At 51.4% G+C, this 12,407-nt stretch carries 9 protein-coding genes and 1 pseudogene; 5 read left to right on the plus strand and 5 right to left on the minus strand.

Translation table 11 applies throughout. From position 1 onward, the window contains the following. Positions 1 to 126 precede the first annotated feature (126 nt). The 5 genes from GC087_RS18960 to GC087_RS18980 all read left to right on the plus strand — a co-directional run bounded on the left by GC087_RS18960 (position 127) and on the right by GC087_RS18980 (position 4,937). Positions 127 to 474: a YacC family pilotin-like protein gene (locus tag GC087_RS18960; RefSeq protein ID WP_006117717.1), complete on the plus strand. Its 348-nt coding sequence runs from the start codon at positions 127 to 129 to the stop codon at positions 472 to 474. Between the two features lie 107 nt (positions 475 to 581). After that, positions 582 to 1,445 (plus strand): polyamine aminopropyltransferase, encoded by an 864-nt coding sequence (gene speE, locus GC087_RS18965; protein WP_006117716.1) that lies wholly within the window; start codon positions 582 to 584, stop codon positions 1,443 to 1,445. 28 nt (positions 1,446 to 1,473) lie between these two features. Continuing rightward, complete coding sequence (gene speD / locus GC087_RS18970) at positions 1,474 to 2,283, plus strand: adenosylmethionine decarboxylase (protein WP_033740284.1); 810 nt, start codon at positions 1,474 to 1,476, stop codon at positions 2,281 to 2,283. 643 nt (positions 2,284 to 2,926) lie between these two features. After that, on the plus strand, positions 2,927 to 3,763 hold the full coding sequence (locus GC087_RS18975) for an alpha/beta fold hydrolase (RefSeq protein ID WP_033740283.1): 837 nt from the start codon (positions 2,927 to 2,929) through the stop codon (positions 3,761 to 3,763). A gap of 1 nt (position 3,764) precedes the next feature. Beyond that, positions 3,765 to 4,937 (plus strand): nucleotide disphospho-sugar-binding domain-containing protein, encoded by a 1,173-nt coding sequence (locus tag GC087_RS18980; protein ID WP_324029036.1) that lies wholly within the window; start codon positions 3,765 to 3,767, stop codon positions 4,935 to 4,937. 47 nt (positions 4,938 to 4,984) lie between these two features. Here the strand turns inward: GC087_RS18980 and GC087_RS18985 are convergent, their stop codons facing one another. The 5 genes and pseudogenes from GC087_RS18985 to acnB all read right to left on the minus strand — a co-directional run bounded on the left by GC087_RS18985 (position 4,985) and on the right by acnB (position 12,224). Further along, positions 4,985 to 6,532 (minus strand): methyl-accepting chemotaxis protein, encoded by a 1,548-nt coding sequence (locus GC087_RS18985; protein ID WP_324029038.1) that lies wholly within the window; start codon positions 6,530 to 6,532, stop codon positions 4,985 to 4,987. A 586-nt stretch (positions 6,533 to 7,118) separates the two neighbouring features. Continuing rightward, entirely contained in the window at positions 7,119 to 8,387 is a 1,269-nt protein-coding gene (dtnK, locus tag GC087_RS18990) for a D-threonate kinase (protein ID WP_324029040.1), read from the minus strand. After that, positions 8,384 to 8,954, minus strand: a pseudogene (locus tag GC087_RS18995) (2-keto-3-deoxygluconate permease). Before GC087_RS18995 ends, dtnK begins: the two are co-directional and overlap by 4 nt. A gap of 150 nt (positions 8,955 to 9,104) precedes the next feature. Continuing rightward, on the minus strand, positions 9,105 to 9,467 hold the full coding sequence (yacL, locus tag GC087_RS19000; protein WP_006117708.1) for a protein YacL: 363 nt from the start codon (positions 9,465 to 9,467) through the stop codon (positions 9,105 to 9,107). A 159-nt stretch (positions 9,468 to 9,626) separates the two neighbouring features. Beyond that, on the minus strand, positions 9,627 to 12,224 hold the full coding sequence (acnB, locus tag GC087_RS19005; RefSeq protein ID WP_072021701.1) for a bifunctional aconitate hydratase 2/2-methylisocitrate dehydratase: 2,598 nt from the start codon (positions 12,222 to 12,224) through the stop codon (positions 9,627 to 9,629). Positions 12,225 to 12,407: the final 183 nt, after the last annotated feature.

Genomic DNA, 12,407 nt, shown 5'->3' on the forward strand with positions numbered 1-12,407 from the left:
CTAAACCCTGCCCTTATGGCAAGGTCAAGCATCAGCAGGCAGAATGCCCCAAAAATCGTAAATTGATCGAAAATCTTTACACAACTGTGCTAACGTCTTTCAGACGACTATTACATGAGAATATCTATGAAGAAGAGCATCAGGATCCTGCTACTGGCAGGACTCTTCGGCTTCTCCTCCACCAGCTTTGCCCTGAGCGAATCCGAAGCAGAAGATCTTGCCGATCTGACTGCGGTATTCGTTTATCTCAAGAACGACTGTGGCTATCAGGATTTGCCCGATGCGCAGATCCGCAAGGCGTTGGTGTTTTTTGCCCAGCAAAACCGCTGGGATTTAAGCAATTACAACAACTACAACATGAAAGCCCTGGGTGAAGACAGTTACCGTGATTTAAGCGGTATCGCGATTGCCAACGACAAAAAATGTAAGTCGCTGGCCAGAGATTCTCTCAGCTTGCTTGCCTATGTAAAGTAGCGCCCCAGCCCGCTCTCCCGTCAGACATTTGACCGTGCAACGACTATCATAGTTAGCTATGATGTTTCGCCGATTTTTATGGCAATGTCACGAAGGAGAGCCCCATCATGGCCCAAAACGAGATGTGGTATGAAACACTTCATACCGGCTTTGGCCAGTATTTTACCGTCGATAAAGAGCTTTATCGTGATAAAACGGCCCACCAGGATTTAATCATCTTTGAAAATGCGGCGATGGGCCGCGTTATGGCGCTGGATGGCGTGGTGCAAACGACCGAACGTGATGAATTTATCTATCACGAAATGATGACGCATGTGCCGTTGCTGGCGCATGGTGCCGCCAAAAGCGTACTGATTATTGGAGGGGGCGATGGCGCGATGTTGCGCGAAGTGTCCCGCCATACCGGCATTGAGAAAATCACCATGGTCGAGATCGACGCCGGCGTGGTGACCTTCTGTCGTCAGTATCTGCCGAACCACAGCGCCGGTGCGTACGACGATCCGCGTTTTAATCTGGTCATCGATGATGGTGTGAATTTCGTCAACCGCACCACCGAAAAGTTTGACGTTATCATCTCTGACTGTACCGATCCCATTGGGCCTGGCGAAAGCCTGTTTACGTCCGACTTTTATGCGGGCTGTAAAAATGCGCTGAATGAAAATGGGATCTTTGTTGCCCAGAACGGCGTTTGCTTCCTGCAGCAGGATGAAGCGGTTAACAGCCATCGTAAACTCAGCCATTACTTTGCCGATGTCAGTTTTTATCAGGCGGCCATCCCAACCTACTACGGCGGCATCATGACCTTTGCCTGGGCAAGCGATAATCCGGCCCTGCGCCAGCTTGATCCCGCCCTTCTGCAGGCGCGCTTTGCGGCCTCGGGCCTGAACTGCCGTTACTACACACCGGCGATCCACACGGGCAGCTTTGCTCTGCCACAATATCTGTTGAATGCTCTGTCAGAGACGCGCTGATCGATCATTTATAAGGGGGTGAATAAAATTGCAAAAGCTAAAACTGCATGGCTTCAATAATCTGACCAAAAGCCTGAGTTTTTGTATCTACGATATTTGCTATGCGAATACCGAAGCCGAGCGCGATGGTTATATTGCTTATATCGATGAGCAATACAATGCCAATCGCCTGACGGAAATTTTGACCGAAACCTGTTCGATTATTGGTGCGAATGTGCTGAACATTGCGCGCCAGGATTATGAGCCACAGGGTGCCAGCGTCACGATTTTGGTCAGTGAAGAACCTGTTGATCCTAAAGATATTGATACGTCTGAGCATCCCGGCCCGTTGCCTAATTCCGTGGTCGCGCATCTTGATAAAAGCCATATTTGTGTGCACACGTATCCGGAAAGCCATCCTGAAGGCGGCCTCTGTACCTTCCGTGCAGACATTGAGGTCTCAACCTGCGGCGTGATCTCACCGCTTAAGGCGCTCAATTACCTGATTCACCAGCTGGAATCTGACATTGTCACTGTGGATTACCGCGTACGGGGTTTTACACGTGATGTGAACGGCGTTAAACACTTTATCGACCATGAAATTAACTCCATCCAAAACTTCATGTCCGACGATATGAAGCGGATGTACGATATGGTTGATGTGAATGTTTACCAGGAAAACATCTTCCATACCAAGATGTTGCTGAAAGAATTCGATTTAAAACATTATCTCTTTAATACCCGCCCGGAAGATCTGACACCGCAGGAGCACAAACGCATTACTGACCTGCTGTGGAAAGAGATGCGTGAGATTTATTACGGTCGCAATATTCCGTCTGTGGGATTAAAAACCTACTAAGTTATGCCCCCTTTGCGGGGCATTCTCTCTTTCGTCTGCCTGTTATCTGTCACAGCCCGTTCAGGGCCACTTATTGCGCCCTGCGAACCAGGGTAGCCCCGACTGCCTTTCTTTCGCGGCATGTGGTCTTGCGATGGTGAGACTGGCAGACCCGTTACGACGTTCTTCCGTGAAATAAATCAGCCGCCCCCTGCGTTCTGTTGTGCAGACGCTATTTCTGAGATCGTCCCGTAACGCCTGCCAGTAACAGGCCACAGTGTGGCACTAACACAAACTCACCACAGTAATCCCTGCCGAGCCGTTCGTCCCATGATAAAACATTAATTAAATTTACCATGAATACAGTAAGGATAATAAAGTTTTATGACACTATAAAAAAGACCAGCCTCCCTTTCCTCGCCTGGATTTTATGAGGAAAATCACACTTTAACGACCTGCTAAGTTACTTAATTTTCCATGAAAACTAAGATGATGGAGAAAAACCAGGAGCATTTAATTTATAAACACCTTTAAATCAATAAGATGAAAGATTGCGGATTAAAAACAGCGATAAAACATAAAAATAACTTAATGATTACCATTTGCTGTGATATACATTAGAAAACTTTAATATTTGATGATGTTTCTTGGTGGGGAGAGTGATATGAGTCACGGTTATTCTGTAGTAAACATAAATGAACTTAACATTTATGTGGAGTTAACAAAATGCAGTGTCCCGACCCGTAACAGGACCATCCTGATTAACGGTGCACTGGCAACCTCGTCTTCTTTCCGCAACTGGAAACGCTTCCTGGCGGATAAATCAGATGTCATTACGTTTGATCTTCCGTTCTCAGGCAAATCAAAACCCTTCAACGAACAGGGCTGCCATATCGTCACGCTTGATGATGAAGTCACGATTATTCGCGAGCTGATTTCAATTTATAAGCCCAATATTATTGCCTCAGCCTCCTGGGGCGGTGCATCGACTCTCAAGCTCTTGAATCACGGTGAAGAGGGCCTGGAACATGCCATCATCGCGTCCTATTCCTTTGAATTTAATGACCGTATGCGGACTTACGTGAAGCAAGCCAATCTGTTTTCAAAAGAGAAGAACTTTGTCGAGCTTGCGCATTTGATGAATGACGAAGTGGGTGCATATCTGCCGAATAAAATGAAGTTCTGCAACTTCAGGCATCTGACGTCGCTGGATGAGATTGAATACCGTCAGGGGCGTTTCCATCTTGAGCAGATTGCCACGCTGCGCAACCACGACTACAAAAACATTATTGATAACTCGGCCTGCCAGTTTCACTTTATCAACGGCGACCTGGATATTCATACGCCGCAAAAAAACATCGAAGAGATATGCGGCGAGTCGGATAAAACGCGCTTTTATCAAATCAGGGATGCGGGACATTTTCTGGATCTGGAAGGCAAGCGCAGCCGGGAAAGGACCGCAGCCGCCTTCAATACTATTTTTAGTCAGATTGGTGTCTGAGATGAAAGTGATTATTGGCGCACTGGGCTCAGCAGGCGATGTCTTTCCCTGTATTGAGATTGGCTCGCTGTTAAAAGAAAAGAATCATGATGTTTACCTGCTCGCTAACGACTATTTCAGATCTGAGGCAGTAGATCGCGGCCTGTCCTTTGTGGCGGTCGGCGACAAAGAGACTTATGTGAAAGCCGTCCAGGATCGGGCGTTATGGGACAAAAAGCACGCCCTGAAACGGATTTCACATTATATGGCGGAACAGCAGGAGGCGATGTTCGATGCCATGAGCGCTCTTGCCGAAGATGACGCCATCATCATTCACTCTTTATGGTGTTTTGCGGCGAAAGCCGTCAGCGAGAAATACCGGTTAAAGAAATATGCTATCAGCCTGACCAATTCAAATTTAAAATTGCAGCCCGGGCGTGTTATCCATGCGCTGGAAAAAAGCCTGCGTGTCAGTCTGAACTGGAAACTGGCTTTATTTCAACGGGCCCTGGTTTCGCCTGCACTCCAGCGTACCATCGACACGCTGCGACGCGACCATAATCTGCCCGCCTCTCGCAATATTTACGCTGACTGGGTCAATAACGAACCGCAGTCGATTGTATTATACGAACCCTGGTTTTATCAAAAGAAAGCGCGCGAGGGATTTTATGCCGGTTTTTTACTGAACAAGAGCCGGGCGTCGCTGGATGACGATCGTATTACCGATTTTATTGACTCCCGTACGGTGGTCTTTTTTACCAGTTGGGCCCTGGCTGAACAATCATCCGTGACACGCGTTTTACAGGACTTAAAAACAGAAGGACTGAAGTGCGTGCTTGTTACGCCAACCGCAGCCGCGTTAGCGGTATACGATGATGTGATGACGCTGCCGCATCTCAATATTGCCCTGACTGAAACCTGCTTATTTGCCATTCATCATGGCGGTATTGGCACCACCGCGCAGTTGCTCAAGAACGGGGTGCCTCAACTGATTTATCCGTGCGCATTTGATCAGTTTGAAAATGCCCGCGCCCTTGAACGACTGGCCTGCGGCCTCAAGGGAAAAGGGATCAGGGAAATCAGAAAAATGGCGGCTCTTGCACGTCAGAAGAAACACAACTGCGACTTTTATGCTGTGCAACTGGCTAATCAAACCCACAGAGGTCTTGAGCTGGAACGCTTTCTGACCCGTTAAACGCGTCTTCAGGCCAGGCATCGGGGTGCATGCCTGGCCTGAAGGCATCAGACCTGGAACGCCGCGGTTAACATGCGCAGACTGCGCGCCTGTTCAGTTAAGGATTGCGATGCCGAAGCCGACTGCTCCACCAGCGCGGCATTGCTTTGTGTGACGCTGTCCATCTGCGTGACGGCAATGCTGACCTGCGAAACGCCCTGCATTTGTTCCACTGATGCCAGCGCCAGACCATCCATATACTGTGCCAGTGACGCGACTTCACTTGCCGCTTTAAGAATACTCTGGGCGGTATGATCGGCCGCCTGTACGCCTTTCGCCACGCCGGTGACCGCTTCTTCAATCAGGTTACCGATTTCACGCGACGATGATGCGCTGCGCTGTGCCAGCGTACGGACTTCCGTTGCGACAACGGCAAAGCCACGACCGTGCTCACCCGCTCTTGCCGCTTCTACCGCCGCATTCAGCGCCAGAATGTTGGTCTGAAAAGCGATACTTTGAATAACCGCAGTAATCTCTTTCACTTTCGCCGCGCTCACCGAAATGCTGTGCATCGTGTGGCTCATGTCATTGACGGCTTTTTCGCTGGCGCGCGTCAGTGATTCCGTCTCCCGGGCCGAAGACGCTGTAGATTCAGCGACAGAGGTGTTATTGCGAACCGTCGCAGTAATTTGTTCCATGCTTGCCGCCGTCTGTTGCAATGCCGCAGCCTGCTCTTCCGTACGGGAGGACAGCTCGGTATTGCCCTGCGCAATTTCACTGGCCGCCAGTTCAACCGATGCCGCAGAATCTTTGATCTGGGTCACCAGGTTCCGCAAATGATTTTGCATGTTCGACAGGGCCGTCAGCAGCTTTCCGGTTTCATCCTGACGGTTTACGGTAATCACAGAGGTCAGATCGCCCCGGGCAATGGTATCGGCCGTGTGCACCGCGACAGCCAGAGGACGAGAAATACTGCGGGAAATCAGCAGGCCCAGAATCAGGGATATTCCCGCTGACAGTAGCAGTCCGGCCACCAGGATCACGCGCGTTTTGGTCCGCTCGCTAGTCAGTTCATCTTCACGCGATTTGAGTAACGATTTCTCCGTGACAATCATGGATTCAATCACGTTACGCATCGCATCCATTTGCACTTTACCTTCATCAGTCGCAAAGATGTCTAAAAAGTGTTGCTGGTCGAGGTTCCCCTGATTCAGACGCTCACGCGCCGCCATTACGTTACGGGCATAGCTTTCCAGCCAGTTCTTCTGTCTGCTTTCCAGATCGACTAAGCGTTGCTGCTGCACCGGATTGTCCTGCGTCAGCTGGTGTGTACTCGCGGTGTAGTCGCTAAAGGCCTGTTTACCCTGATTAAAGGGTGCCAGCATTTGTGTCTGACCGCTAAGTGCATAACCCCGAAGGCCGGTTTCCATATTCAGCAGACTCTCAGTCACCTTATTCAGGCCTTCAACCACCTGATAGGTATGAACGTTAAGTTTGCTGGCCTGCGTGACGCGATTAAACCCCATATAAAACAGACTGCATACCACAATCATAACAAGCGTCATGGCACCAAACGCCATATAAAGGCGGGTTCTGATAGATGTATTGCTGAACATAATATCTCCGCGAGTGGAAAGAGAATAATTAAATTCCATTAATTCACGAGAATAATGGCAAGGCACATTAATAAATCAGGCATATAAATTTAATGAAAAGCCTGACCACTCAACCGATCGGTGAGTGACGTAGAAGTGAACGCATCAATGTTAAGTTGATTATTAGCGCTCTCGCGGAAATTTCCACTGCGTTACAATTTAAATTAGCGTTAGCGGAAATAATGATAAAACAGGGAGGAGGATAATTCCTGTTATCGCCCTGTTTTCACGGTGAGCGTGGTCATAAATAACTGAAAAATCAAACAGATTAAGCATTCAAAAAGGACAGTGAAGCCTGTTTCGTTTTACCGAACAGTAAATTTGACTTAAGCGAGCAGTTGCATTCAGGTAACGAAATGTAACAGCACCATTGGGGAGTACAGCATTACACATCGAACAGGGAGCGTAAGGATTTATTATATTTTAATAATGGAGAATATCGCGCCCTTTATTAAACAGGGCACAGCTATTCTCATCATTCCTCCAAATTTCCCCTGACTTATCCTGTCGAAACGCAATTCTGGCCTGCACATCTGCAGGCTCAGATTTACGCATTCAGATACAGCTCCTCAATATAATGCAGCGCATCACAGAGCGTATCATCCGTCCCGAATCCCCCTGCTTTAGTGATAATGGGCAAATCATCGATGTCACTGTTTACGAAGGTGCCACACGGGATACAGGGCGCCACTTCACCGTGGATGCGGTAACCTTCTGCGCCGAGAGCATTCGCCACCGCGATCGCGATGTCACCGCCCGTCAGGAACAGCCCACCCGTACGGGCACGATCCAGGATCGCTAAGGTGATATCCCCCATTCGCCGACTCAGCGTTTCGCCCAACGCCTCGCGACTCAATGCATATTTTCCGGTCAGCGCTGCAATCTGGTTACGGTCGTCCCCGTGGCTGCTGGTCTGCAGAACACAGTGCCTGTTCTGTGCAAGGATCTGGCACGCCTGCTCTACGATCTCTTTTTGCTCTTTCTCAGGAGCAAGCAGGGTTTCAACCACGATTCTGACCACGTCAACCCGCCCCAGACGTTGTGCCTGGGCTACCTGACGCCGGGTCATTTCACTCATCGAGCCCGCCACCACCAGAACCGGAAGCGTTTGATCGCTGTCCATATAGCTGTCGGTCGGAAGCGCGTTGGCCAGTCCCGCCGCCCCAACCAGCAAAGGGCGCGCAGCCATTGAGAGAGCAGCCCGGGCAATCAGGACCAGATCGTTATCGCTTTCTGCATCAATAATGACGATGCTGGCGGGCTGTTGGCGCAGGTTTTCAAGCCGGCCTGCGAGGTCGCCACGCCTGACGTCGTCCAGCGTCATCTCCCTGACAGGCAGATCGGTCTGTAAGCCGATCAGCGTGCGGATACGCGAGGAGATAATCGGTGTGCGCGGATCGCTGGCAAACTCGGTTTCCAGCAGCGGGCGCTGGTGAACCCAGCATTCACCATTGCGCGTCATGCGCCCCGCAGACGGAATGGCTGCGGCGACAATCGCCAGCGTGGTTCCGCTGGCGGCCATAGCTGCAGCAATCTCTGCGCCGGGATTGCCACGAAAGGTAGAGTCGATTTTTTTATAGATCAGCACGCTGTTTTGCCCAGGGCGCACCCAGGGAGACAGCGCCTGTTTCACCGCAACCGCCGCCTGCTCAGCGTTGAGTGCCCGGCTGTCTGTGTTAATCACCAGCACATCAGCGCGACGTGAGGGCTTTTGCTGTGACGTCAGCATCACTTCCGTACGTGCCCCTTTTTTAGCCAGTTGCACGCCCGTATCATTCGCACCGGTAAAGTCGTCGGCAATAACGATCATTTTCATCGTGATTTTTCCGTAGATGAAGCGACAACCCGTCGCTGATTACCTTTTGCCACCCAGGAAGGTCAGCATCGGCGTTAAAAGGGCGGTGACAATCACCGATGTCGCAATCAGCGGCGTTGCCGCGGCGACCACACAAGACAGAGCCGGATCGGCCTGCGCCAGCGCAGCCGGCGTGACGGCAGTTGTCCTGGCCGCGGCCCCTGCCGGGACCGTATGAAGACCGCCGTTGCTGTTCTCCATCGCCGCAATGACCGCAACGGATGACAATCCCCACCGGCCTTCAGGGCCAGACAACGTATCGACAGACAGACCCAGCGCGACAGCAGCAAGACACTTCGTCACGGTGATACCGCCGCCCGTAACCCGCGCCTGGGGCAGCGCTTTAACCGATCTCATGCATAACAAAAAAACACCGATAAGCGCAGGCACGTCCTCTTTAAACGGTGCCGGCGTAAAGCCCCCTGTCCCTGAGGCGTCGGGAGCCAGCGTGTTAGCGGCGGCCCCCTGCACCAACGGGATAATCATCATTCCGCCAGGCACTTTTTCGATTGTTTCCTTAATCTTCATACCACCACCTTTATGATTAATTGTAATCACAATGATGATATTAAATCACAAGAATAAAATATGCGGCGAGAATCTCAGATTAAAACGCTGATAATTGAGCATTATCAATCAATAAAGGAGGTAGATGGCGATCGGTGTGCAAGCTTTCAATCATTTGCCCGACATAAATCGCCGCCAGGCGGCAATCACGGCCAGGAAATCTTCCTTACCGCAGAAGCACAGGCTTTCTTCATCGTAGTAATTCATGCCCTCTTCCATCTCATCGCCTTCGAAATTCAATGTATTCGCGCGGACAATGACCTCTTCATCATCCATCCAGAGCGTATATTCGCGCCCGATGCGCTGCCACTGGCGCTCACTGCCTGTAAGTTTTTGGGCTTCGGCTTCAACCTCATCCAGCACGCTGGCGTCATGCCCGACTTCTTCATTAAACCAGTGGCCTAATGCTTCATGGCCCATCGACATGCGCACTTTTACCTTGCCCGTGATGTCGCGTAAAAATTCATACTCCATGATCTTATCTCTTTGTCAGTTACTCGCGCTGTTATACCGCTATTTTTATTGCCGTGCACCTGCTTAGCGCGCCTATCCAGATTCCCTGGACGCCCCTTTTCAGGCATAAAAAAAGAGGAGCGCCGGGGCGCTCCTCTCAAACAGAACGATCGTCACCTGTCAGACGGCAGTCTGGAAAATCACGCCGTCTGCTTTTTCCGTGTACTGACTCAACTGGTCAAAGTTGAGATAGCGATAGGTGTCAGTGGCTGTTTTATCAACCTGTGCCATGAACTGCTGATACTCATCTGGCGTAGGCAGTTTACCTAACAGCGATGAGACGGCAGCCAGCTCCGCAGAGGCCAGATAGACATTAGCCCCTGTACCCAGACGGTTCGGGAAGTTACGGGTTGACGTCGAGACCACCGTTGCGCCGTCAGCCACACGTGCCTGGTTACCCATGCACAGTGAACAGCCCGGGATCTCAATACGCGCACCGCTCTTACCAAATACGCTGTAGTAACCTTCTTCTGTCAGCTGAGCCGCGTCCATTTTGGTCGGTGGTGCAACCCACAGACGGGTTGGTAACTGGCCTTTATGGCTGTCCAGCAACTTACCTGCCGCACGGAAGTGACCGATATTGGTCATGCACGAGCCGATAAAGACTTCATCAATCTTCTCGCCCTGCACATCAGACAGCAGACGCGCATCGTCCGGATCGTTTGGCGCACACAGAATCGGCTCTTTGATCTCAGCCAGATCGATGTCAATCACCGCGGCATATTCCGCATCGGCGTCGGCTTCAAGCAACTGTGGATCCGCCAGCCATTTCTCCATGCCTTCGATACGGCGCTCCAGCGTACGACGATCGCCGTAGCCTTCAGAGATCATCCATTTCAAGAGGACAATGTTAGAGGTCAGGTACTCTTTGATCGGCGCCTGATCCAGCTTAATGGTACAGCCCGCAGCAGAACGTTCTGCAGACGCATCGGTCAGTTCGAACGCCTGCTCAACTTTCAGATCGGGCAGACCTTCAATTTCAAGGATGCGGCCAGAGAAGATGTTCTTCTTGCCTTTCTTCTCGACGGTCAGCAGGCCCTGCTTAATGGCATACAGCGGAATGGCGTGAACCAGATCGCGCAGCGTAATGCCAGGCTGCATTTTACCTTTGAAACGTACCAGCACCGATTCCGGCATATCGAGCGGCATAACGCCCGTTGCCGCAGCAAAGGCGACCAGGCCCGAGCCTGCCGGGAACGAAATCCCGATAGGGAAACGCGTATGAGAATCGCCACCTGTTCCGACGGTATCCGGCAGCAGCATACGGTTCAGCCAGGAGTGAATAACCCCGTCACCCGGACGCAGAGAAACCCCGCCGCGGTTCATGATGAAGTCAGGTAACGTATGGTGCGTGTTCACATCCACCGGCTTAGGATAAGCCGCCGTGTGACAGAACGACTGCATGACCAGGTCAGCCGAAAAGCCCAGGCAGGCCAGGTCTTTCAGTTCGTCTCGGGTCATTGGACCGGTAGTATCCTGTGAGCCCACAGAGGTCATCTTAGGTTCGCAGTACGCACCGGGACGGATGCCGTCAACACCACAGGCACGGCCCACCATTTTCTGTGCCAGCGAGTAGCCACGTGTGCTTTCAGCCACGTCTTTCGCGATACGGAACACGGTACTGGCAGGCAGCCCCAGCGATTCGCGCGCTTTGGTCGTCAGGCCACGGCCAATGATCAGGGGAATACGACCACCAGCACGGACTTCATCGATCAGGACGTCGGTTTTCAGTTCAAAACTGGCCAGCAGGTCGCCGGTTTCGTGGTTGCGGACTTCACCTTTGAAGGGGTAGATATCAATGACATCGCCCATATTCAGGTTGTTCACATCCACTTCAATCGGCAGCGCGCCTGCATCTTCCATGGTGTTGAAGAAGATAGGGGCAATCTTGCCACCCAGCACAACGCCACCGCCTTTTTTGTTTGGCACGTTCGGAATGTCATCGCCCATAAACCACAGCACCGAGTTGGTCGCCGATTTACGTGATGAACCGGTGCCTACAACGTCACCGACGTAGGCCAGCGGGAAACCTTTGGCCTGCAGCGCTTCAATTTGTTTGATCGGTCCGATGTTGCCTGGCTCATCTGGCTCAATGCCTTCGCGGGCATTTTTCAGCATTGCCAGCGCATGCAGAGGGATATCAGGACGTGACCAGGCATCCGGTGCCGGAGACAGATCGTCTGTATTGGTTTCGCCAGTGACTTTGAAAACCGTTACGGTAATTTTTTCAGCCAGCTCTGGACGTGACAGATACCATTCGGCATCCGCCCATGACTGCATCACCTGTTTCGCATGCGCGTTGCCTGCTTTGGCTTTTTCTTCAACGTCGTAAAAGCTGTCAAACATCAGCAACGTGTGGGAAAGCGCTTTTGCCGCAATCGGCGCGAGTTTCGCATCATCTAATGCTTCAATCAGAGGATGGATGTTGTAACCGCCCTGCATGGTACCGAGCAGTTCAACGGCTTTTTCAGGAGATACCAGAGGAGAGGTTGTTTCGCCTTTGGCGACAGCAGCCAGGAAACCTGCTTTGACATACGCCGCTTCATCGACGCCGGGTGGTACGCGGTTGACCAACAAATCGGTCAAAAATTCTTCTTCACCCGCAGGTGGATTTTTTAGCAGTTCAACCAGCGCGGCCATCTGGGAAGCATCTAATGGCTTAGGTACGATCCCTTGGGCAGCACGCTCGGCAACGTGCTTACGGTATTCTTCTAGCACGACGTTCTCCTCGCTCTCATTGTATGGGTTTCCGGTGCACCCTGATGACAACGCATTCCATGAGTAGGGTAAGGTGCCCGGTTCCGCGTGGGGCAGCATAGCAGGATTTCAACAGCTTGTTAATCTGTTTACAAAAAAGCAACATTGCGGTTTTCTGCAGCAGAATGCGCTACCTGAACAGAG

It is taken from the genome of Pantoea sp. JZ2 (assembly GCF_035191405.1).
In the GTDB taxonomy this organism is placed as follows: Bacteria; Pseudomonadota; Gammaproteobacteria; order Enterobacterales; family Enterobacteriaceae; genus Pantoea; species Pantoea stewartii.

Coding starts and splice junctions, on each gene's coding strand:
- GC087_RS18960 (WP_006117717.1), top strand. CDS start 127: ATGAAGAAGAGCATCAGGATCCTGCTACTGGCAGGACTCTTCGGCTTC.
- speE (WP_006117716.1), top strand. CDS start 582: ATGGCCCAAAACGAGATGTGGTATGAAACACTTCATACCGGCTTTGGC.
- GC087_RS18975 (WP_033740283.1), top strand. CDS start 2,927: ATGAGTCACGGTTATTCTGTAGTAAACATAAATGAACTTAACATTTAT.
- GC087_RS18980 (WP_324029036.1), top strand. CDS start 3,765: ATGAAAGTGATTATTGGCGCACTGGGCTCAGCAGGCGATGTCTTTCCC.
- GC087_RS18985 (WP_324029038.1), bottom strand. CDS start 6,532: ATGTTCAGCAATACATCTATCAGAACCCGCCTTTATATGGCGTTTGGT.
- dtnK (WP_324029040.1), bottom strand. CDS start 8,387: ATGAAAATGATCGTTATTGCCGACGACTTTACCGGTGCGAATGATACG.
- yacL (WP_006117708.1), bottom strand. CDS start 9,467: ATGGAGTATGAATTTTTACGCGACATCACGGGCAAGGTAAAAGTGCGC.